General features: G+C 31.8%; 21 protein-coding genes, 11 tRNA genes, 2 rRNA genes and 2 pseudogenes. 35 read left to right on the top strand and 1 reads right to left on the bottom strand.

The genetic code is table 11. The features are described 5' to 3' along the window. The 13 genes from MUN42_RS09755 to MUN42_RS09695 all read left to right on the top strand — a co-directional run. Positions 1–94, top strand: a 23S ribosomal RNA gene (locus MUN42_RS09755); the annotation flags it as partial. A gap of 97 nt (positions 95–191) precedes the next feature. Next, a 5S ribosomal RNA gene (rrf, locus tag MUN42_RS09750) occupies positions 192–308 on the top strand. Between the two features lie 43 nt (positions 309–351). Further along, positions 352–426, top strand: a tRNA-Asn gene (locus tag MUN42_RS09745). 8 nt (positions 427–434) lie between these two features. Then, positions 435–511: transfer RNA gene (locus tag MUN42_RS09740), tRNA-Met, on the top strand. 3 nt (positions 512–514) lie between these two features. Further along, positions 515–591, top strand: a tRNA-Met gene (locus MUN42_RS09735). Positions 592–621: 30 nt separating this feature from the next. Continuing rightward, positions 622–696, top strand: a tRNA-Glu gene (locus MUN42_RS09730). Between the two features lie 15 nt (positions 697–711). Continuing rightward, positions 712–786 (top strand) — tRNA-Glu (locus MUN42_RS09725). 3 nt (positions 787–789) lie between these two features. Further along, positions 790–865, top strand: a tRNA-Val gene (locus MUN42_RS09720). 54 nt (positions 866–919) lie between these two features. After that, positions 920–996: transfer RNA gene (locus MUN42_RS09715), tRNA-Asp, on the top strand. Positions 997–1,013: 17 nt separating this feature from the next. Then, positions 1,014–1,089: transfer RNA gene (locus MUN42_RS09710), tRNA-Thr, on the top strand. Between the two features lie 14 nt (positions 1,090–1,103). After that, positions 1,104–1,178 (top strand) — tRNA-Gly (locus MUN42_RS09705). 32 nt (positions 1,179–1,210) lie between these two features. Beyond that, positions 1,211–1,284 (top strand) — tRNA-Gly (locus MUN42_RS09700). A gap of 3 nt (positions 1,285–1,287) precedes the next feature. Continuing rightward, positions 1,288–1,364, top strand: a tRNA-Arg gene (locus MUN42_RS09695). A 67-nt stretch (positions 1,365–1,431) separates the two neighbouring features. Here the strand turns inward: MUN42_RS09695 and MUN42_RS09690 are convergent. Beyond that, on the bottom strand, positions 1,432–1,806 hold the full coding sequence (locus MUN42_RS09690) for a tyrosine-type recombinase/integrase (RefSeq protein ID WP_347708775.1): 375 nt from the start codon (positions 1,804–1,806) through the stop codon (positions 1,432–1,434). Positions 1,807–2,111: 305 nt separating this feature from the next. Here MUN42_RS09690 and MUN42_RS09685 point away from each other — a divergent pair, with 305 nt between their 5' ends. The 22 genes and pseudogenes from MUN42_RS09685 (at position 2,112) to MUN42_RS09580 (ending at position 20,587) form a co-directional block, all read left to right on the top strand. After that, positions 2,112–2,885, top strand: a complete 774-nt coding sequence (locus MUN42_RS09685; protein WP_041160369.1) for a replication initiator protein A — start codon at positions 2,112–2,114, stop codon at positions 2,883–2,885. Continuing rightward, the gene (locus MUN42_RS09680; RefSeq protein WP_222378514.1) at positions 2,882–3,709 is read left to right on the top strand and encodes an ATP-binding protein; all 828 of its coding nucleotides are present in this window, start codon (positions 2,882–2,884) and stop codon (positions 3,707–3,709) included. Before MUN42_RS09685 ends, MUN42_RS09680 begins: the two co-directional genes overlap by 4 nt. Then, positions 3,702–3,827 (top strand): annotated as a pseudogene (locus MUN42_RS09675) (PcfB family protein); the annotation flags it as partial. The gene MUN42_RS09680 and the pseudogene MUN42_RS09675, both read left to right, overlap by 8 nt. A gap of 2 nt (positions 3,828–3,829) precedes the next feature. Then, positions 3,830–4,391: pseudogene (locus MUN42_RS09670) on the top strand (DUF4368 domain-containing protein); the annotation flags it as partial. A gap of 83 nt (positions 4,392–4,474) precedes the next feature. Next, positions 4,475–4,936 carry a flavodoxin domain-containing protein gene (locus MUN42_RS09665; RefSeq protein ID WP_041160371.1) on the top strand — a complete coding sequence of 154 codons (462 nt, stop codon included), beginning with the start codon at positions 4,475–4,477 and terminating at the stop codon, positions 4,934–4,936. A 49-nt stretch (positions 4,937–4,985) separates the two neighbouring features. Continuing rightward, positions 4,986–5,156, top strand: coding sequence for a hypothetical protein (locus MUN42_RS09660; RefSeq protein WP_004829918.1), 171 nt, complete (start codon positions 4,986–4,988; stop codon positions 5,154–5,156). Positions 5,157–5,353: 197 nt separating this feature from the next. Beyond that, complete coding sequence (locus tag MUN42_RS09655) at positions 5,354–5,839, top strand: PcfB family protein (protein ID WP_222378512.1); 486 nt, start codon at positions 5,354–5,356, stop codon at positions 5,837–5,839. Next, complete coding sequence (locus MUN42_RS09650) at positions 5,836–6,570, top strand: phage antirepressor KilAC domain-containing protein (protein ID WP_222378510.1); 735 nt, start codon at positions 5,836–5,838, stop codon at positions 6,568–6,570. The genes MUN42_RS09655 and MUN42_RS09650 overlap by 4 nt, the downstream gene beginning before the upstream one ends. Further along, the gene (locus MUN42_RS09645; protein WP_222378508.1) at positions 6,563–8,353 is read left to right on the top strand and encodes a VirD4-like conjugal transfer protein, CD1115 family; all 1,791 of its coding nucleotides are present in this window, start codon (positions 6,563–6,565) and stop codon (positions 8,351–8,353) included. Before MUN42_RS09650 ends, MUN42_RS09645 begins: the two co-directional genes overlap by 8 nt. Positions 8,354–8,447: 94 nt before the next feature. Beyond that, entirely contained in the window at positions 8,448–8,993 is a 546-nt protein-coding gene (locus tag MUN42_RS09640; protein WP_039121379.1) for an AAA family ATPase, read from the top strand. Positions 8,994–9,211: 218 nt separating this feature from the next. Continuing rightward, positions 9,212–9,523 carry a single-stranded DNA-binding protein gene (locus MUN42_RS09635; RefSeq protein ID WP_243344622.1) on the top strand — a complete coding sequence of 104 codons (312 nt, stop codon included), beginning with the start codon at positions 9,212–9,214 and terminating at the stop codon, positions 9,521–9,523. A 1-nt stretch (position 9,524) separates the two neighbouring features. After that, positions 9,525–9,740 carry a Maff2 family mobile element protein gene (locus tag MUN42_RS09630; protein WP_012797151.1) on the top strand — a complete coding sequence of 72 codons (216 nt, stop codon included), beginning with the start codon at positions 9,525–9,527 and terminating at the stop codon, positions 9,738–9,740. Positions 9,741–9,750: 10 nt separating this feature from the next. Continuing rightward, positions 9,751–10,614, top strand: a complete 864-nt coding sequence (locus MUN42_RS09625; protein ID WP_019138740.1) for a VirB6/TrbL-like conjugal transfer protein, CD1112 family — start codon at positions 9,751–9,753, stop codon at positions 10,612–10,614. Positions 10,615–10,623: 9 nt separating this feature from the next. Next, entirely contained in the window at positions 10,624–10,914 is a 291-nt protein-coding gene (locus MUN42_RS09620) for a hypothetical protein (RefSeq protein ID WP_243344621.1), read from the top strand. A 1-nt stretch (position 10,915) separates the two neighbouring features. Continuing rightward, positions 10,916–11,326, top strand: coding sequence for a PrgI family protein (locus tag MUN42_RS09615; RefSeq protein WP_243344620.1), 411 nt, complete (start codon positions 10,916–10,918; stop codon positions 11,324–11,326). Then, a complete protein-coding gene (locus MUN42_RS09610; protein ID WP_279323830.1) occupies positions 11,217–13,640 on the top strand; it encodes a VirB4-like conjugal transfer ATPase, CD1110 family in 2,424 nt (807 codons plus the stop codon). The genes MUN42_RS09615 and MUN42_RS09610 overlap by 110 nt, the downstream gene beginning before the upstream one ends. 7 nt (positions 13,641–13,647) lie before the next feature. Continuing rightward, a complete protein-coding gene (locus MUN42_RS09605) occupies positions 13,648–16,227 on the top strand; it encodes a C40 family peptidase (RefSeq protein WP_243344619.1) in 2,580 nt (859 codons plus the stop codon). 14 nt (positions 16,228–16,241) lie between these two features. Further along, entirely contained in the window at positions 16,242–16,481 is a 240-nt protein-coding gene (locus MUN42_RS09600; protein ID WP_001080402.1) for a hypothetical protein, read from the top strand. Further along, a complete protein-coding gene (locus tag MUN42_RS09595) occupies positions 16,468–18,051 on the top strand; it encodes a stalk domain-containing protein (RefSeq protein ID WP_243344618.1) in 1,584 nt (527 codons plus the stop codon). The genes MUN42_RS09600 and MUN42_RS09595 overlap by 14 nt, the downstream gene beginning before the upstream one ends. Before the next feature lie 14 nt (positions 18,052–18,065). After that, a complete protein-coding gene (locus tag MUN42_RS09590; protein ID WP_222378501.1) occupies positions 18,066–18,926 on the top strand; it encodes a CD1107 family mobile element protein in 861 nt (286 codons plus the stop codon). 73 nt (positions 18,927–18,999) lie between these two features. Then, the gene (locus tag MUN42_RS09585; protein WP_222378499.1) at positions 19,000–19,611 is read left to right on the top strand and encodes a DUF6088 family protein; all 612 of its coding nucleotides are present in this window, start codon (positions 19,000–19,002) and stop codon (positions 19,609–19,611) included. Beyond that, positions 19,604–20,587: a nucleotidyl transferase AbiEii/AbiGii toxin family protein gene (locus MUN42_RS09580; RefSeq protein ID WP_222378498.1), complete on the top strand. Its 984-nt coding sequence runs from the start codon at positions 19,604–19,606 to the stop codon at positions 20,585–20,587. The genes MUN42_RS09585 and MUN42_RS09580 overlap by 8 nt, the downstream gene beginning before the upstream one ends. Positions 20,588–20,621 lie beyond the last annotated feature (34 nt).

Genomic DNA, 20,621 nt, shown 5'->3' with positions numbered 1-20,621 from the left:
CAGAGTGGGAAAAGAAAATTCCCTAGATAGGTCCAAGGTGCAAGTGCAGTAATGTATTAAGCTAAGGGATACTAAAACTCGAAAGCTTGACTGGAAATATATTTGTCTATTTAGAAAGGGTTCAAAAAAAGGAACTTAGCTTACGCTAAGTAAGATCTTCCAAAATTCACTTCGTGAATTGGATAGGGCTATATAGTGGCGATAGCAATAGGGATACACCTGTTCCCATACCGAACACAGAAGTTAAGCCTATGAGCGCCGATGGTACTCGGAGGGAAACCTCCCGGGAGAGTAGGACGCCGCTAAACAAAATAATTTGTATAATTTCCCTAGTGAGGGACTTTATATTATGCTTAGGTAGCTCAATGGTGGAGCACCCGGCTGTTAACCGGTAGGTTGTGGGTTCGAGTCCCACCCTGAGCGCCAATAATTGTCGCGGGGTGGAGCAGTTTGGTAGCTCGTCGGGCTCATAACCCGAAGGTCGTAGGTTCAAATCCTACTCCCGCAACCATATGGCGAAGTAGCTCAGTTGGCTAGAGCATTCGGTTCATACCCGGAGTGTCAAGAGTTCAAGTCTCTTCTTCGCTACCAATATTTTTATCTAGCTTAGGCTAGATATTTGGCTCCATGGTCAAGTGGTTAAGACACAGCCCTCTCAAGGCTGTATCATGGGTTCAAATCCCATTGGAGTCACCATCTATTTTTAAATTAGGCCCTATGGTCAAGCGGTTAAGACACCACCCTTTCACGGTGGTATCCCGAGTTCAAATCTCGGTAGGGTCACCATATGGAAGTATAGCTCAGTTGGGAGAGCATCTGCCTTACAAGCAGGGGGTCACAGGTTCGAGCCCTGTTACTTCCACCAATTTATTACAAATCAAAATAAAAATTAGGGTGTCGATATACATATGCCCTGTCTGGCTTGGTAGTTCAGTTGGTTAGAATGCCGCCCTGTCACGGCGGAGGTCGTGGGTTCGAATCCCATCCAAGTCGCCAATAATTAATAAGACATTGCTGATGTAGCTCAATTGGCAGAGCAATTGATTTGTAATCAATAGGTTGTAGGTTCAAGTCCTATCATCAGCTCCAAAATAATATTATATGCGGATGTGGCTCAGGGGTAGAGCATCGCCTTGCCAAGGCGAGGGTCGCGAGTTCGAATCTCGTCATCCGCTCCAAAAGTTTTTATAAAATTACATATCTTATATATGCGGGTGTAGCTCAGTGGTAGAGCCCCAGCCTTCCAAGCTGGTTGCGAGGGTCCGATTCCCTTCACCCGCTCCATTTGCGTCATTAGCTCAGCTGGATAGAGCGTCTGGCTACGGACCAGAAGGCCTGGAGTTCGAATCTTCAATGACGCGCCAGATTTACTTGAGGAATGTTGATGTTTCAACGTTCCTTTTTTAATTAGTGGGTAACCAGTGGGTAACATCATTTAATTTTTACTAGTTCGGAGTATATAAACTCATCTAAATCTTGGATATAAGAATTCGCCGTTATGTTAAAGTTGGTATGTCCCATAAGTTTTTGCAGAGCCTTATCATCTACTCCAGATTGATGGGCGATAGTAGCGAAGGTGTATCTACAAGTATAAGGTATCTTTCTAGATATTCCTGCTTTTTCTAAGGCTGGGTAGTAAATTTTATCATAGAAGATTTTATCATAGGATATAGGTTTTTCTTCGTACTCTATGATATAACCAGTCTTGCTTTCAATAGCTAAGTCCATAAGTATATCTTTTATATATGGGTGGATAAACATTTTTCTAGCTTTTCCTGCCTCTGTCTTTTCTCCAAAGTTTTCTATAAGATTTTTTTGAAAGTTTATTTGATTTCTTTTTAGGGTTTCGTGTCATAATAGTGATAGAGGCAAATAGTTATGTAAATATAAGGAGTTCAAGACTTCTACCAAAGTTTAAAACTCAAAAAATAAATAGTTGGTGTGCTGCTTAGAGTATCCATTTTAATAATGGGTATTGTAAATAGCATACCAATAAAACTAAGGATTCTTTAAAGAGTCTTATTTTGTGATGAAAATTTAATGTGCAAATCTTAGACGATAGAAAGCAGTAATTCTGTCGTCTTTTTTTATTTCAAAGAAAGGAGGCAGGAATGAATTTTGATTATTTTTATAATAGGCAATCTGAGATGTATAACTTCATTAGGTTACCTATGGTATTAATGGAAGATGAGATTTTTGAGAGCATTTCTATTGAAGCTAAAGTTTTGTATTCATATATGCTTAATCGAATGGGGCTTTCATATAAAAATGGCTGGATAGATGAAGATGGAAAAGTCTTTATTTACTATACAATAGAAAGTATAAAAGATCAATTTAATTGTGCAAGTGAAAAAGCGAATAAATTAATAGCTGAGCTTGATATTAAATCAGGAATAGGACTGATTGAAAAGAAAAGACAAGGACTGGGAAAGCCTAACAGAATTTATGTTAAAGACTTTATGAGCATATTTAATAATATGGAATTAAAAAATCAAGAAGTTCGAAAAACAAAATTCCAGAAGTTCGATAATCGAAATTCAAGAGATTCGAATATCGAAAGTCAAGATTTTCGAAAATCGGAAGGTAACTATAACAATATTAGTAATAATGAGTTAAGAAAGAATGATTTTAGTAAAGGGCAAAAGCCTTATGGAATATATAAAAACATATTTTTGACTGATGAAGAATACAAGGACTTAACAAATGAGTTAGGTAGCAGAATTGATGAATACATTGATAGGCTCTCGTCATATATGAAAGCAAACGACAGAGTTTATCAAGATCACAAGGCTACGATAATCAATTGGTATCTTAATGATCAGGCAAAAAATATTAATGAAAGCTCAACAAGAAAAATGAATTACGATATAGGAGAGAGTTTATGAAAAGATTAAAATATTTTGTATTAAGAGAAAATGATATTGAAAGAAATTGTCATATTTATTGTAAATTATGTGGTAAAAGAGTCGATGGAGAATTAGTTGACCTTGGATTTACAAAGTTTATTCCCAGAATTAAATGTGAGTGTGAAATAAAAAGAGATAAGGAAAATGAAGAAAAAGAAAGACTGATGAAAATATCGTTATTGAAAAGAGATTGTTTTTCATCGCCGCTTCAACACAAATATACTTTTGAGAAATTCCTAAATGAAAAGGGACAAGCCTATAAGGTTGCCTATAATTATGCCAAAAGCTTTGAACAAATGAAAAAAGATAATGTTGGACTTTTATTTTATGGAGATGTTGGTAGTGGGAAGACTTATCTTGCTTGTTCAATTGCAAATGAATTAATCGAAAGAAAGCAAGTTAAAGTTAAGATTATGAATTTATCTCAGGTTATAAACCAAATACAAAAATCAGCATTTAAGCTAGATTCAAATGAAATTATCAATAACCTCTCTAATATTCCGTTGTTAATATTAGACGACCTTGGAATTGAAAGGGATACATCTTATGCAAGAGAACAAGTATATAACATTATAAACTCAAGATACTTAAAGGGTAAGCCGACAATTTTTACTACAAACTTATCATTGGAAATTATTCAAAATCCAAACATTGACCTTGAGTATCAGAGGATATATTCAAGGATACTTGAAATGACAATACCAGTTAAAGTTACGGGAGAAGATTTTAGAAGAAAAATCCAACAAGAGAAGTTAAGAAAATACAAAGAGTTACTTTTATATGGAGGTGGAATAGATGATTAATGAAGAAGTATCTAGGTCGAGTCTTAATCTTGAAGTAAGACTTGCAAAAGCAACAAGTAAAGCAATTCTTGATGCCTTAAAGAAAGTACACAAGCAAATAGAAGAACAAGGAGGTTTGAAAATAGAAAAGGCACTTGCAGTATGCACTACATCAAAGTAAAAACAGTCAATGAAATTCTCCTAAAATCAATCAAAGAAATAACCGATTTTGCGAAAGAAGAAAAGCAAGAATTTCTAAAGGTGATGAACAAGTTATCCGATGAAAAAAGAGAAGAAAAATATCAAGGAGATAAAGAAAAGTTAGAAAAACTGTCATCAAGAAATGAAGAATTGACAACCCTTATTACAAAACTATATGAAGACCATGCACTTGGAAAAATTCCCGTAAAACACTTTGATAGATTATTTAATATATATGATACGGAGCAACAAGACTTAGAAAAGCAAATACAGTATTTTGAACAAGAAATAGAAAGCTACCATCAGAGAAAAGTTGACACCGATAAATTCCTAAAGATGATAGAAAAATATACCGATATTGAAGAACTGACAGTACCAATGATAAATGAATATATAGAAAAAGTTGTAGTCCATGAAGCAACAGGGGGGAAGAAAAGGCAAAGACCGAAAACAACAAGTTGATGTGTACTTTAACTTTATAGGTAACTGTCAAGTGCTGTAGAAAGCCGATATAGAAAAAATGGCTTAAAAATGGTATAATAGTAAATAATTATTATAAAATTCCTATTCAATAGGAGGCTGAGAATGAGTAAAGTAACATTGCTATATGCGTCTGTTCATCATAAGAATACCAAAAAAGTTGTTGATTATATTGAAAGAAATTTTGGATATGAAATGGACGTAATAGATATTACCCAAAATAAATATTATGACTTATCAAAAAGCGAATATATCATTTTTGCTTCTGGAATTTATTCTGGAACTATGCACAAATCAATTATTGAATACATCAACGATACCGATTTATCAGGCAAAAAAATAATTCTTTGTTATACTTGTGGAATTAGGTATAAAGATTATGTTAATTCATTTGGTATCAAGTTGAATAATAAAGATGCTAAATATATGGGAAGCTGTTATTGTAGAGGATATGATACATATGGTTTCCTAAAAAAGATTGGTGGAATTGCAAAAGGACATCCAAATGAAGAAGATTGTTATAGAGTATTAAATGAAATCAGAAAACTAATAGAAAAGAAGAAATAGAGATTAGATGTTTTTATAAAATCAGAATTTGACAATTTGGAGGAACGAAATGTTAAAAGGAATTGGTTATCTATTATTTGGTATAGGTTTAGGTTTTATGTCTCCTAAATTTATCAAGCAATATAAAAAAGACAAAAACATTGAAAATACACTTGAAGTTATTGGAGTTTTATTATTAGCAGCTTCAAGCATTCTTTTAGGTGTTTTGGAATTTATGTAGAATTATAAATCCCAGTTTGCCAGATTAACAACTAAATAAAAATTAACAGAGTAACAGTAAATCAAAAATGGTTTACTGTTTTTTCTTTGCTCAAAAATAGAAAGAGAGGAACACAGAAAATGAAAAACATAGAAGAAAAATCCATCAGGAGAAGTTAAGAAAATACAAAGAGTTACTTTTATATGGAGGTGGAATAGATGATTAATGAAGAAGTATCCAGGTCAAGTCTTAATCTTGAAGTAAGGCTTGCAAAAGCAACAAGTAAAGCAATTCTTGATGCCTTAAAGAAAGTACACAAGCAAATAGAAGAACAAGGAGGCTTGAAAAATGTAATAAAAAATAACGGAGAAGAAGTAAAACTAAAAGATATGGTTAAAAAGGGACAGTTAGAAGAAATTAATCTAAAAGATCCTGAGTTAAAAGAATTAAGGAAAATTTTAAATAAACACGGAGTGAAGTTTTCTGTTATGAAAGATAAGGAAACTGGTAATCACTCTGTGTTTTTTCAATCTAAGGATATAAAGGTAATGGAACACGCCTTTAAAAAAGCAGTTAAGGCTTCTGAAAGAAAGGCCGATAGAAAAGATTCAATAACGAAGACAATAAATAAGTTTAAAGATATGGCTAAGGACACCATTACTAAAGATAAAGTTAAAAATAAACATAAGGAGCAAAGCTTATGATAAGTAATTTAAAAACATTTGAAAATAAGAATTTTGGGAAACTCACTGTTATAGAAAAAGGCGGTGAGTTTTTCTTTATAGCAAATGAAGTAGCAACTATGCTAGGATATGTCAATCCAAGAAAAGCTATTTATGACCATGTAGATGAAGAAGATAAGGGTGTAACGAAATGGAACACCCCTGGAGGAATACAGAATATTTCAATAATTAACGAATCAGGATTGTATTCACTTATCCTTTCATCAAAACTACCACAAGCAAAAATATTCAAAGCTTGGGTAACTAGAGAAGTCTTACCAAGTATTAGAAAGAATGGAGGATATATAGCTGGTCAAGAAAAGAAAACTAACGAAGAGCTACTTGCAGATGCAATTCTTGTAGCCAATAGAATTATTGCTGAAAGAGAAGAAGAAATTGGAGAATTAAGACCAAAGGCAGATTATTATGACAAATTAGTAGATTATAACCTACTTACAAACTTTAGAAATACTGCCAAAGAGTTAGGGATACCACAAAATCAATTTATAAGCTTTTTAATGGATAAGGGATTAATTTATAGAGATAAGAAAAAGAAACTCTTACCTTATGCAGATAAGAATAAGGGATATTTTGAAGTAAAGGAATGGGTTGATCCACTAGGTACACTTGTAGGAATACAAACATTTATAACACCAAAGGGAAGACACTACCTACTAATTTTATTAGATAGTGAAGGTTTCTACGATGAATAATGTATTAGAAGCCATTCTTTCTGATATTAAAAACTTAATTAAAATAGACAACCCAAAGAAATTTATATTATCAAACATTCCTTATTTATCATTTTGCTACATTGGAAATATCTTTTCTAAGCACATCAATTCTTATGTAGGAGGAGATATTATTGATAGAATAATGGTGGGAATTTCTGATATAGGAACTTTATCTTATATACCAAGCCTTAATCCAAGGGACTTGTTAGTAGGTATTTCAGTTGCTGCCATGCTCAAGTTAATTGTTTATAGTAAAGGTAAAAACAAAAAGAAATATAGGCAAGGTAAAGAGTATGGATCTGCAAGATGGGGAGAAAGCAAGGATATTGCTCCATATATTGACCCTAAGTTTGAAAATAATGTTCTAATAACTAATACTGAAAGACTAACAATGAACTCAAGACCTAAAAACCCTAAATATGCTAGAAATAAAAATGTATTAGTAATAGGTGGCTCTGGATCAGGTAAAACAAGATTTTATGTAAAGCCAAATCTAATGCAAATGCACTCTTCCTATGTAGTAACAGACCCTAAAGGCACGCTTGTGTTAGAGTGCGGGAAAATGCTTTATGAAAATGGATACGAGATAAAGATATTAAACACAATAAACTTTAAAAAATCTATGAAATACAATCCATTTGCCTATTTGAGAAGTGAAAAAGATATTTTAAAGCTTGTCCAAACAATTATTGCTAACACCAAGGGAGATGGAGAAAAGGCAGGAGAAGATTTCTGGGTAAAGGCTGAAAAGCTATATTACACTGCTCTCATCGGTTATATCTATTATGAAGCACCAGAAGAAGAAAAGAACTTTAAGACTCTTTTGGATATGATTGACGCAAGTGAAGTCAGAGAAGATGACGAAACCTATATGAACCCAATTGATAGGCTCTTTGAAGCTCTTGAAAAGAAAGAGCCAAATCATTTTGCGGTTAAGCAATACAAAAAATATAAGCTGGCAGCAGGAAAAACTGCTAAGTCAATTCTCATATCATGTGGAGCAAGGCTTGCACCTTTTGATATAAGAGAGCTTAGAGAACTAATGAGCGAAGATGAATTAGAACTCGATAAAATTGGAGATAGAAAAACTGCATTATTCGTAATAATATCAGATACTGATGATACCTTTAACTTTGTAGTGTCAATAATGTATTCCCAATTATTTAATCTACTATGTGATAAGGCAGATGATGTTTATGGTGGAAGACTTCCTGTTCATGTAAGATGTCTACTTGATGAGTTTGCCAATATAGGCTTAATTCCAAAATTTGAAAAATTGATTGCAACAATTCGTTCAAGAGAAATATCAGCAAGTATAATACTGCAAGCACAATCTCAATTAAAAGCAATTTACAAAGACCATGCAGATACAATAGTTGGTAACTGTGACTCAACACTCTTTCTAGGAGGAAAAGAAAAAACAACAGTAAAAGAGTTATCAGAAACCTTAGGAAAAGAAACCATAGACCTATATAACACATCAGAAACAAGGTCAAATCAAAAATCTTTTGGTCTAAATTACCAAAAAACTGGTAAGGAACTTATGAGCCAAGATGAAATAACTGTAATGGATGGTGGAAAGTGCATATACCAACTAAGAGGAGTAAGACCTTTCTTATCTGATAAATTTGATATTACAAAGCATAAGAATTATAAGTTGTTGGAAGATTATGATGGGAGAAATGGTTTTGATATTGAAAAGTATATTACACGAAAGGGTAAAGCTAAGATAAATGGTAATACAGTGATAACAAGATTGTAATAATTACTGTAAGAGTTTACATGGGCGAGGGGCTATTTTAAAATAGTAGACTATGTGATATAATAGAATCGGAAGTTGTGGAGGTAAAATATAGATGAATCAAGGTAGAATTATTGTAATCACAGGTGCGCCGGGGACAGGAAAAACTACAACGGCATCTGCTGTTGCAAAAGAATCAGATTTGGAAAAGTCTGTGCATATGCACACAGATGACTTTTATCATTATTTGAGTAAAGGGGCAATACCACCGCATTTGCCAGAATCAAATGAGCAAAATTTGATTGTCATTGAAGCGTTTTTAGAAGCTGCGAAGCGATATGCTCGTGGTGGATATGATGTAATTGTAGATGGCATTGTAGGACCGTGGTTTTTAGAGCCGTGGCTCAACATTGTTCAAGAGCATTATGAAGTACACTATATCGTTTTAAGGGCAAGTAAAGAAGAAACTATGAAGCGAGCTATCGAACGCTCAAAGTTAGACAGAGAAACAAATATTGAATTAGTTGAAACAATGTGGAAGCAATTTTCCAATTTAGGAATCTATGAATTAAATGTTATAGATACAACTACGCATTCAATCAAAGATACTGTTTCAGCAGTAAAAGAAAAAATAGTAAGCGGTACGGCTTTACTATTTTAGACAATCCCAGTTTGTCGAGCCAAATAATTAAATAGAAACGCAAGAGATGATAGATAATTAAACTCTATCGTCTTTTTTTATACTCAAAATTAGGAGGTTTAAATGGTAAGGATAAGAAGCCCCACTTAAAACAATTTAATATATAAGACATTTAGCGATTGAAATATAAGTTCAGTCGCTTTTTTAATTGAAATTTTTAGATTAAGGAGAAGAAATTAATGGATAGAGAAATGATAAATATTAATGCAAATTTAGTTAAGGAAGCTAAATTTTCAGAATTTGAAAAAGATGGAGAAAATGTTCAAGTAGCAAATTTTGCTCTTGTTAAAAATTATGGAAAGGGCAAAGAATATACAAATTGCTCAGTATATGGAGAAAAGGTAGAAATTGTAAAAGAATTTGAAAAAGGAGATCTGATCCATGTCTTTGGATATTTCAAAGAAAACAAAAAAGGAGATAAGGTCTACAAGAACTTTATAGTTAAATCACTAAACAAAATAGAAAATAAGAAAGAAAACGAGGAGGAATAATATGGAATTTTTTACAGCTGGAGTTGGAGTTTTAAAGACACTTGTAACTGCAATTGGTGCAGGTTTAGGAGCATGGGGAGTTATTAACTTGATGGAAGGTTATGGTAATGATAACCCTGGTGCTAAATCTCAAGGTATTAAGCAGCTTATGGCTGGTGGGGGAATTGTACTAATCGGTATTAAATTAATTCCACTACTTGCAAATGTTTTAAATTAGGAGAAAGTCTATGTTTGGTATCTTTGACAAGCTAACTGAATTTTTTAAGGATATGCTACTCGGAGGTATCAAAGCAAATCTTGAGTCCATGTTCTTAGATATAAACGACAAGGTAGGAGTTATTGCAACTGATGTTGGGAAAACACCAATGGGTTGGAATGGAGAAGTATATAACTTCATAAAAAACATTAATGATAATGTGATTGTTCCAATAGCAGGTCTTATTATAACAGCAGTTTTATGTATTGAACTCATAAATATGGTTATGCAGAAGAATAATATGCACGATACAGATACTTTTGAGTTTTTCAAATACATTATAAAGATGTTTATAGCAGTCTACCTTGCAAGCCATGCCTTTGAATTTTCAATGGCAGTCTTTGATGTGGCACAAAATCTTGTAAACAAAGCGGCAGGGGTAATCACTACTTCTGCCACTGTTTCAGGAGATCAAATAGTTGCAATGGTTGATACATTAAAAGAAAAAGATGTTGGTGCATTAATAATGATATTAGTCGAAACTAGCCTTGTTAGGATTGCAATTCAATGTATATCTTTAACTATTACCTTAATAGTATATGGGCGTATGTTTGAAATATATGTCTACTCATCAGTATCATCCATACCATTTGCGACTATGGGAAATAAAGAATGGGGTCAGATTGGAACAAATTATATCAAGGGACTTTTTGCCTTGGGATTACAAGGTTTGTTTTTGATGATATGTTTAGGTATCTATACCGTTTTAATAAGAACGGTACAGGTTACAGATATCCACGCAAGCTTGTTTAGTATATTAGGATATGCTCTATTACTTGGACTTATGATGTTTAAGAGTGGAACAGTTGCAAAAAGTATTATGAATACGCACTAGGAGGAATAAATGTTAAAAAAGAAAAATTGTGCTTTATTGGGAATTGGAATTTTATTGGGAGGAACTTATGAAATCTTAAAAGAGAAGAAAAAAAATGAAGAGATTAGAAACTTAAAGAGGAGAATAAATATGCTCGGAAGATGTCACAATGAATTTGTTATGTATCAAGGAGAATACAATGACAGAAATGAAGAAAAACAAGAAGAATTAGAAGAAAGAATTAGCTACCTAGAAGAAGAAACAACATCTAATTATGACCATATACTTGAACTTTCCAAAGAAGAAGTAGAGGGAGATTAAAATGGCATATGTACCAATACCAAAAGATTTGGACAAGATTAAAACAAAGGTTGCCTTTAACTTAACCAAAAGACAACTTATAGGTTTTTCTGTGGCAGGACTAATTGGCATACCAACCTATTTATTTATGAAGAAATATCTACCTAATGATGTTTCAATTATTGTAATGCTAATAGTAACCCTGCCAATCTTTTTTATAACCTTATATGAAAAAGACACTTTAACTTTTGAAAAGTATTTTAGATTTTTCTATCTTCATAAGTTTTATCAACCAACTAAGAGAATAAGAAAGGAGGCATACCTTGAAGCAAAGAAAAAAGCAAATCAGCGACTTAAATCTAAGGGAAAAACAATTAAAAAAAGACCGAAAGGAAGTAAGAAACCAAAAAACAAAGAAAGATTCAACAAATAGTCTTCTAAGTGTACTTTTAAAGAAAGAGAAAAAGAGATTTACTGTTGAGGATACAATTCCATATATAAGAATGTTACCAGAGGGCATTTGCCAGTTAGATGAAAAAAATTATTCAAAGACAATTTCATTTCAAGATATAAATTACCAGTTGGCATTGGAAGAAGATAGAGATTTAATCTTTAACCAGTTTGCCAACTTTTTAAATTCTTTTGATCCAAGTGTCCACATTGAACTTTCATATGTAAATCAATTAGGAAGAAATATAGACCTACAAGACGCAATTAAAATTGCTGATAAGGGAGACTTCTATGACGATGTAAGAAAAGAGTTTAGGGAAATGTTAAAGCTTCAACTTGCAAAGGGGAATAACGGACTTAAAAAGATGAAGTATATAACCTTTACAATAGAAGCCGATAACCTAGAGCAAGCAAGAGCAAAGTTAAATAGACTTGAAGTAGATATTTTATCTAACTTTAAATCTATGGGAGTAAGAGCAGAAAGTCTTGATGGCGAAGAAAGGTTAAGACTTGTTCACGATATGTTAAATCCAGACAAAAACTTTGATTTTTCATATAAAGATTTGAAGAAGAAAGAGTCTACAAAATCACATATAACTCCCAATATCTTTAATTTTGCACCAGCAAATAATTTTAAATTTGGCAAATACATTGGGGCAGTAAGTCATTTTCAAATACTTGCAAGCGAGTTATCAGACAGAATGTTATCTGAGTTTTTAGATATTGATGACAATATTTATGTAGCTTTTCATATAGATGTAGTTGAACAAGCAGAAGCAATTAAACTCATTAAGAGAAAGAACACAGACCTAGACAGAATGAAAATTGAAGAACAAAAGAAAGCAGTTCGTGCAGGATATGATATGGATATTATTCCTTCAGATATAAATACTTTTGGGGCTGATGTTAAGTCCATGTTATCTGACTTACAAAATAGAGATGAAAGGCTCTTTGTAGTTACCATAGTAATGATGAATTTTGCTAGGACTAATCAAAAATTAGAAAACACTATTGCTCAAATATCATCAATTGCAAACAGACATAATTGTCAGGTAAAAAGATTATCTCATCAACAAGAACAAGGACTTGTTTCTGTCTTACCTCTAGGAGTTAACCAAGTCGAAATAAAAAGATTTTTAACTTCATCATCAACGGCAGTATTTATGCCTTTTACAACAGAAGAGCTATTTATTGATTCGGCAAATTCTTTGTACTATGGCTTAAATGCCCTTAGTCAAAACTTGATAATGGCAGATAGGAAGAAACTAAAGAACCCTAACGGATTAATATTAGGTACACCAGGTTCTGGTAAATCTTTCTCAGCAAAGAGAGAGATGGCAAATGCAATTCTTGTAACAGATGATGATGTAATTATTTGTGATCCTGAAGGCGAGTATTCAAACCTTGTAAAACAATTTAATGGAGAAGTTATTAAAGTTTCGGCAAAGTCAAAGGACTACCTAAATCCACTAGATATTAATATGAACTATGGAGATGGGGACGCACCTTTAAAGGATAAGGCAAACTTCATAATGTCTATGCTTGAGCTTGTAGTAGGAGGATCTGGTCTTACTGCTGCAGAAAAATCTGTTATAGATAGGTGTTTACCAAAGATATATCAAAAGTATTTTGAAGACCCAAAACCAGAAAATATGCCTATATTAGGAGATTTATACGATATGCTCCTATCTCAAGAAGAGGGAGTTGGTAGGAAGCTCGCAACAGAAATGGAAATTTATGTTAAGGGAAGTCTTAATGTATTTAATAATAGGTCAAATGTTGATCTAAATAGGCAACTGCTTTGTTTTGATATAAAAGAGCTAGGAACACAACTAAAAAAAATAGGTATGCTTGTAATTCAAGACCAAGTTTGGAACAAGGTTTCCCTAAATAGAGGAAGCAAGTCTACAAGATACTATATAGATGAGTTCCACCTTTTATTAAAAGACCCACAAACTGCTTCATATTCAGTAGAAATCTGGAAAAGATTTAGAAAATGGGGAGGTATTCCAACAGGCATAACTCAAAACGTAAAAGACCTTTTAACAAGTCAGGAAATTGAAAATATCTTTGATAATACAGACTTTGTTCTAATGTTAAATCAAGCATCTGGAGATAGGGATATTCTTGCTAAGAAATTAAAAATATCGCCTTATCAGTTAAACTATATTACTAATTCAAATGCAGGTGAGGGACTATTATTCTTTGGAAATACTATTGTTCCATTTATAGATAAATTCCCTAAAGACACCATGTTATATAAGCTAATGACAACAAAACCAGAAGAAGCTAAGTAGGTGTGATATGGATAAAAAACTAAAAAAAGATTTTCAAAAGAAAATTATACGAAATAGGGACGCTCCTGAAAAAAATATGGATAGTAAACTTGTTCATTCAGATGATTATACCAATAAGATAATTAAGACTAAGGATAGGTTCGGAGATAAAATTTCAGAAAAAGAATCTAAACTTATTCATGAGAATGTATTAGCTAAAGATCAAAAACAAGATAAACTAAAAGATTTTCAGAAGTCTAAAAACAAGGAAAGAATTAGAAAAGAAGTTTTAGAAAATAAGGATAAGGCTGAAGAAACAAAACAAGCTAATCTTGAAATAAGGGCAGATGAAAGCTTTAAACTTGATGAAGACTTAGATGTAGACTTCAAAAAGGTAAATTTTGATAGTGATAACAGTAGAAATATTAATTCTAATAAACTAACAACAGATGATATTTCAGCTAAGGCTCAACCAATAAGCAATAAGAAGGCATCAAGTAAAAGACAAGTTCTTAAAAATTATGAGGATAAACTTATCCATAGTAAGGATAAATTCCAAGACAAAATCAACGAGAAAGAGTCTAAGCGAATCCAGACAAGTGAAGATAAATCTATCGAAGCAAAGAAGAGTAAGAGAATATATAGAAAAGATAATCTTGTTAAAGATGAAGTAAGTAAGAACGAAAGTAATACTAATATCGATAAAAAGCAAAAGCAGAAACTTTATCAAGAAAAGAAGTTTAGAGATAAGGAAAAAATTTCTAATGAAATAGATAAAGAAAATAAGCTAAGCGAAATTGATACAGAAAAAACTTTTGATAATCCTGATCTTAATGACAATAATCAAGAATTTATAAAGGATGAAAAGGAAACAAGCCTTAAAACTTCAGAACAAAAGAAAGTTAATAAAAAGAAGACTTACTATAAGAGAAAAAATTATGAAAGTGATAAATTCACTCGAAAGAAAATCGATGACTTAAAAAATGAAGCTAAGAAAGTTACAACGAAAGATTCTAAGAAATTACAAGATGTTAAAGATTTTATCTCAGACAAAAAGATTGGAGAGCTTGAAAAGTCTAAAAGTAAGCTAAAGGATAATATCTTAAAGAATAAAACTAAAGGAAGTCTATCCTCTGGGGTCTTATTATCTGGAGCTAAGTCATCAGAGTTAGTGAGAGATTATTTAAGTTCAGGATCTGACAATACTGGTGTAGAATCTGGAGAAAAGGCCGCTAATGTAAGCTCTAAACTCCAGCATGGAATAAGGAAGTATAAGCTAGACAAAAAGAAAAAGTCCTTAAAAAAGCTATCTAAACTTGATAAGAAAATAAAAAAGAGAAAAAGCAAGTTGGAGTTTAAAAGTGGCTTGGAAGATTTAAAAGAGTCAGACGCTTATATAAAGAAAAATAGATTTAAGAAGTTTTACCAGAGAAAACAAATGAAGAGCATGATAGCTAAAAAGCACGAAACAAGACTGGTAGATAGAGTTAAAAAAGCTATTTTAAGTTTAGGTAAGGCTTCTAAAGAGCTAATCGTAAGAAAAAGTAAGATGGTTCTATTTGTAGTAATAGGACTAGGTCTTATGCTATTAATCATGATTGGTGGTGGAAGTGTTGGTATGAGTGGACTAAGCAATTCAGTAAACTCAGTAATGACAACAACATACCTATCACAAGACACAGTTCTAAGTGAAGTAAATCAAGAATTTTCATCAATGGAATATGACCTACAATCACAAATCGAAAGTGTAAAAACAAGTCATCCTGGATATGACGAATATATCATAAACAAAGAAGGAGAAATTGGTCATAATACCCATGAACTTTTATCCTATATTACTTCAAGATGTGGAGAAGTAAAGTCAGCAACTGAAGTAAAAGGAATTTTAAAAGAGCTTTTAGACAAGATGTATAAGCTTGATTTTAAAGAAGAAATTGAAATTAGAACAAGAACAGTAGCAAGAACTAGATATGATAGTCGTGGCAATCCTTATACTTCCTATGAAAAAGAAGAGTATGAATATAAAAAGTTAATTGTAACTTTAAAGAAAAAAGAAATGGATGAAGTTGTTAGGGAAATATTTAAAGATTATCCAGACAATGTAGTTCATTATGAAGCTCTTCTTGAAGCTAGGGGAAATATGGGAGATGTTTTTGGAGCAGGTAATGGGGACTTAGGAGAAATAGTAGATAATCCAAACTTTGGAAATCCTGGTCTTGCTTTTGATTCAGCCACTGCCAAAGCCTTATTTAATGAAGCAGAAAAACATATAGGCAAAAGATATGTGTTTGGAGCAAGTGGACCATCTAACTTTGACTGCTCAGGATTTGTATGTTGGTCATTTACAAAGTCTGGTGTAAAGAGAATGCCAAGAACAACTGCATGGAGAATATACAAAGACTATTGTAATCCAGTAAGTCCAAGTGAAGCTCAACCTGGAGATATTATATTTTTCCACTCAACATATAACAGTGGAACTCCAATATCTCATGTAGGAATATACGCAGGTAACGGAATGATGATTCACGCAGGAGATCCAATTCAATACACATCAATAAATTCAAAATATTGGAAATCACACTTTTATGGTTTTGGAAGACCAAGATAGAAGGGAGATATTATGTGAACAGAAAACTTATTAGTATTAGAAACAAAAAGAAAAAAATAGAAGAGAAATTAAAAGATTTAAATGCAAAATACAAGGAAATTTGCGACGAAGAAATACAAGTTGAAAATGAAGAAATAATTGTAACTCTAAGGAGGAACAATATTAGCTTGGAAGAATTAATGGAGAAAATCAATGATAGAAAAAGAGAAGAAAAATTAAAAGAAAAGGAGAACATTCATAATGAAGAAATTTAATACGAACAGACTAAGAGCCTTTTTTATGGCTCTTTTATTAGTTTTAACATCAACTTCAACTACTAATGTACTAGCTAAAGCAGATGATACAGATGGTAGTAAAAAAGTGATAGAAAGTTCTATAAGTAAAATTAGTGATTTAGAAGATCAAATCAAAGACTTAAATGAAAAGAAACAAGAAGACCAATCAAAGATAGATGAATTAAAGGAAAAGCTAGAATCTTGCAAAGATAATGGAGAGAAACTAAAACAAGAAAAAGCTAAGTTAGAAGAAGAGATTAGAGAAAAAGACAATAAGATTGCTCAATTGAATAAAGAAATTGAGAATCTTAAAAGTTCTAATAATGATGAACTAATAGCAGAAATTACTCAGCTTAAAGATGAATTAAAAAGATTGCAAGATGAAAATGCAAAACTAAAAGAAGATTATTCATCTACAAAATGGGAGTTAGAAGCTGAGAAAGAAAAGACCGATAAAAACGAAAATAAAATCAAAGAAATTCAAGAAAAACTCGAGTCTTTAAAAGGAGAACTTGCAAAAAAGACTAAAGAAATTGAGGATAAAGATAATAAAATTAAAGGTTTGGAAAAAGCTCTTGATGAAAAAGATACTAAGATAAAAGACCTAGAGTCTAAAAAGAAAGAAACAGAAAATTCTAAGTCAGAATGTTGCAAGAAAATTGAAGAGCTTCAAAAGGCTATTGATAGTTTAAAAGAAACTTCTGAAAATACAAAAAAAGAATTAGAAGAGAAGATTAAAGAATTAGAAGAAAAACAAAAATCTTCTGAAGAAGAAATTAAAAAGTTAAAAGAAGAATTAGATAAAAAAATTGAAGAAGCAAAGAAGTTAATCGAGGAAGCAAATAAAAAAGCAAAAGAAGAACTTGAGAAACAAGCCAAAGATGAAAAAGATAAAAATCTAAACCAGGACCTATCTAAAAAATTAGATGAACTTCTAAAACTCCAAAAAGAAAACAAAGAAAAGAAAGAAGATAAGAAATCTCAAGATAAGAAGTGGGATAAACTTTTGAAAGCTGATGACAAGAATATCCTAAATCAATTTGATCTTAGCAAGATGGAAAAGCAAGAGGAACAACAAGGCAAAAAACAAGTTAAAGATGAAAAAGAATTCGCAGTTTTCCAAGTAGACAAAAACTTCTATAACATTATTAACAAAGATGGTAAGACAACAGTCTATATGGATGTAAAAACTTATGTAGACCAAGGAAGAACTATGATTCCAGTAAGATATATTGCTTATACTCTAGGTTTTAATGTTGAGTATGACAACTCTACTCGTGAAGCCATTTTCTCAAATAAAGAGAATAATATCTTAGCTAAAAAGACATTAAGACTAAATATTGATACTGGTGTTATGAAAGATTCAGATGGAAAGGTCTACAATTCAGATGTTAAGCCAGTGATTATAAATGGAAGAATTCATGCTTCAATTTCAAATATTGCCAAAGCTTTTGGAGCAAGTCATGGAGATATCAAAGATGGTAAAAACCAAACAATAGAATGGGACAATACTAGAAAAGCAGTCTATGTATTTAAAAATGTAAAATAAGAAAGGATAGAAAAATGAATAAGAGCATTAAACGAGGAGTAGCCATAGCGTTACTCCTTTTTACATTTACAGTACCAAAAGCTACATTTGCGATGACAAATGAAGGACAGATTGAAAGTCAAAACGAATCAATCTATGAACCACAAAAAGAAGAATTTGAAAAAATGTTGAAAGATGATGTTTTTACACCATCAAAAGAAGAAATTCCTTATCAAGATGTTCCAAGAATACCAGGAAATACAAGTGAATCAAACATGCCTTCAAATAATCCTCCTAAGAAAACACCACTTGTAAAAGGTGGTAATACAAAGGCAGTAAATAGTCTAGCAACACAGGAAAATAAGGCAAGAGGTTCAGTAATTGAAAATGTAGATAGGAATGGAAAAGATATTACACCAAGTGGAGACACAGAAAAAGATAAAGAAAATCCAGTAGATGTAAGACAATTTTTAACATTTCAAACTAAAAGTGGAAAAACTATGCACCTAATAGTGGATCACTCATCAAATCAAGATAATGTAAGGCTATTAACAGAAGTAGGAGAGCAAGACCTACTTAATATGATTGAATCAGAAGACAAAAATACTATAAAGGTTGAAGAACCTAAGAAAGAGGAAGTAAAAAAAGAAGAACCTAAGACTGTTCCAGTAAAAGAAGAAAAGAAAAGCGGAATAGGTTCATTTCTAATTGTTGCACTTGTAATTGGAGGAGTTGTAGGAGCAGGATATTATTTTAAGGTAGTCAAAGCTAAGGAAGATAAAATGTTGGAAGACTTTGAAGAAGATGATGAGGATTATATTAGTGAGTCAGAAGATGAATCTGACAATGAAGAAAGTCACGAAGAATCTTTAGATGAAGACGATAAATTATTATAAGGATATTAAATTTAAGTACAATTGAATTTTTGTCACGAATATGATATAGTATCCGTGACAAAGGAGAATTGTAATGAGTTCATACATGGAAATAATATCAGATAAAATAAATGATTTTGACTCACATAAAGTATTTTTTGCAAATGACTTTTTAGATATTGCATCTAATGCTACGGTTAGACAAATATTAAAAAGATTATCAGATGAAGATAAAATCAAGCGTGTCATTGATGGCTTTTATTACAATCCAAGATATAGTGAATTAATTGGAGAGTACGAAGAAGTATCAATTCACGAATTAGCACTTGCTATAGCAAGAAAATACAATTGGAATATTGCACCATATAATAGTACAGCCTTAAACTTATTAGGACTTTCAACACAAGTACCAACTCACTATAAATATATATCTAGTGGAAGATACAAAGAATATAAAATTGGAGATACCATTTTAGAATTTAAAAAAGTAAATCCAGGAGAAATTGCCAATATGTCCTTAAAGACTGCAACAGTTATTCAAGCAATTAAGTCTTTAGGTAAAGAAAATATAACTAATGAAGTTATACAAAAGATAAGAGAAAATTTAACTGAAAAAGAAAGAATAGATCTAGCGAACGAATCAAAATCAGTTCCATCATGGATATATGAAGTAATAAGGGAAATTTGTGAGGGTGAAAATGAATAAGTTTTATATAGGGAACAAGGACGATTTAAGAGTTTTAATAGTAAATACAGCCAGAAAGAAAAATATATCTGAAGCAGTAATTGAAAAAGACTATTGGGTTACTTTTATCTTAGACTATCTATTTAATGAAAACAAATGGAAAGGTTATTTAACCTTTAAAGGTGGAACATCACTTTCAAAATGTTTTGGACTCATTGAAAGATTTTCTGAAGATATAGATTTAATCTTAGATTGGCGAGTATTAGGTTACGAAGAAAAAGAACCATGGATAGAAAGATCAAATACCAAGCAAGATAAATTCAACAAAGCAGTTAATGAAAAGACAGAAGAATTTTTAAGAGATGAATTTGTAAAAATTTTAGAAGAAGATTTAAATGACATGGACTTTGAGTTTTGGGTTGATAGTCTTGATCCACAAACAATTTTATGTAAATATCCTAAAATTTTTGAATCTAATTATTTAACACAAAATATAAGGCTTGAAATAGGAAGTCTTGCAGCATGGACACCTGCAATTGAAGTGGAAATCCTGCCAATAATTGGAGAAGCCTATCCAAATGTTTTTAAAGAAAAAACTAATATAAGAACAGTATCAGTAGAGAGAACTTTTTGGGAAAAGGCAACAATACTTCATCACGAAGCAAATAGACCAGAATCTTCTCCTATGCCACATAGGTATGCAAGACACTTTTATGACTTATATAAAATAGCAAATTCAGATTTCAAAGACAGAGCCTTAGAGGATAAGGAGTTATTAAAGAAAGTAACTGAATTCAAAATGAAGTTTTATCCTAGGAAGTGGGCAAGGTATGAAGAAGCATTAGATGGTAGATTAAAATTAGTCCCAAGAAAATACCGATTTTCTGAAATAGAAAAAGATTATAAGGCTATGTCAGAAATGATTTATGGAGACTATCCAAAATTTGAAGAGATTATAAAAGTTCTTAAAGAACTAGAAAAAGAAATTAATAAGTAGAATTCTCCCGAAAATAATACAATATTCGGGAGAA

This window comes from Anaerococcus sp. AGMB09787, from assembly GCF_022808955.1.
GTDB lineage: Bacteria > Bacillota > Clostridia > Tissierellales > Peptoniphilaceae > Anaerococcus.
Note: the sequence above shows the minus strand (reverse complement) of the source record. Positions and strands in the feature narration are given on the sequence as shown.

Excerpts from the sequence above, each read along its gene's own strand:
- MUN42_RS09685 (WP_041160369.1), top strand. The coding sequence starts at position 2,112 with ATGAATTTTGATTATTTTTATAATAGGCAATCTGAGATGTATAACTTC.
- MUN42_RS09680 (WP_222378514.1), top strand. The coding sequence starts at position 2,882 with ATGAAAAGATTAAAATATTTTGTATTAAGAGAAAATGATATTGAAAGA.
- MUN42_RS09665 (WP_041160371.1), top strand. The coding sequence starts at position 4,475 with ATGAGTAAAGTAACATTGCTATATGCGTCTGTTCATCATAAGAATACC.
- MUN42_RS09660 (WP_004829918.1), top strand. The coding sequence starts at position 4,986 with ATGTTAAAAGGAATTGGTTATCTATTATTTGGTATAGGTTTAGGTTTT.
- MUN42_RS09655 (WP_222378512.1), top strand. The coding sequence starts at position 5,354 with ATGATTAATGAAGAAGTATCCAGGTCAAGTCTTAATCTTGAAGTAAGG.
- MUN42_RS09650 (WP_222378510.1), top strand. The coding sequence starts at position 5,836 with ATGATAAGTAATTTAAAAACATTTGAAAATAAGAATTTTGGGAAACTC.
- MUN42_RS09645 (WP_222378508.1), top strand. The coding sequence starts at position 6,563 with ATGAATAATGTATTAGAAGCCATTCTTTCTGATATTAAAAACTTAATT.
- MUN42_RS09640 (WP_039121379.1), top strand. The coding sequence starts at position 8,448 with ATGAATCAAGGTAGAATTATTGTAATCACAGGTGCGCCGGGGACAGGA.
- MUN42_RS09635 (WP_243344622.1), top strand. The coding sequence starts at position 9,212 with ATGGATAGAGAAATGATAAATATTAATGCAAATTTAGTTAAGGAAGCT.
- MUN42_RS09630 (WP_012797151.1), top strand. The coding sequence starts at position 9,525 with ATGGAATTTTTTACAGCTGGAGTTGGAGTTTTAAAGACACTTGTAACT.
- MUN42_RS09625 (WP_019138740.1), top strand. The coding sequence starts at position 9,751 with ATGTTTGGTATCTTTGACAAGCTAACTGAATTTTTTAAGGATATGCTA.
- MUN42_RS09620 (WP_243344621.1), top strand. The coding sequence starts at position 10,624 with ATGTTAAAAAAGAAAAATTGTGCTTTATTGGGAATTGGAATTTTATTG.
- MUN42_RS09615 (WP_243344620.1), top strand. The coding sequence starts at position 10,916 with ATGGCATATGTACCAATACCAAAAGATTTGGACAAGATTAAAACAAAG.
- MUN42_RS09605 (WP_243344619.1), top strand. The coding sequence starts at position 13,648 with ATGGATAAAAAACTAAAAAAAGATTTTCAAAAGAAAATTATACGAAAT.
- MUN42_RS09595 (WP_243344618.1), top strand. The coding sequence starts at position 16,468 with ATGAAGAAATTTAATACGAACAGACTAAGAGCCTTTTTTATGGCTCTT.
- MUN42_RS09590 (WP_222378501.1), top strand. The coding sequence starts at position 18,066 with ATGAATAAGAGCATTAAACGAGGAGTAGCCATAGCGTTACTCCTTTTT.
- MUN42_RS09585 (WP_222378499.1), top strand. The coding sequence starts at position 19,000 with ATGAGTTCATACATGGAAATAATATCAGATAAAATAAATGATTTTGAC.
- MUN42_RS09580 (WP_222378498.1), top strand. The coding sequence starts at position 19,604 with ATGAATAAGTTTTATATAGGGAACAAGGACGATTTAAGAGTTTTAATA.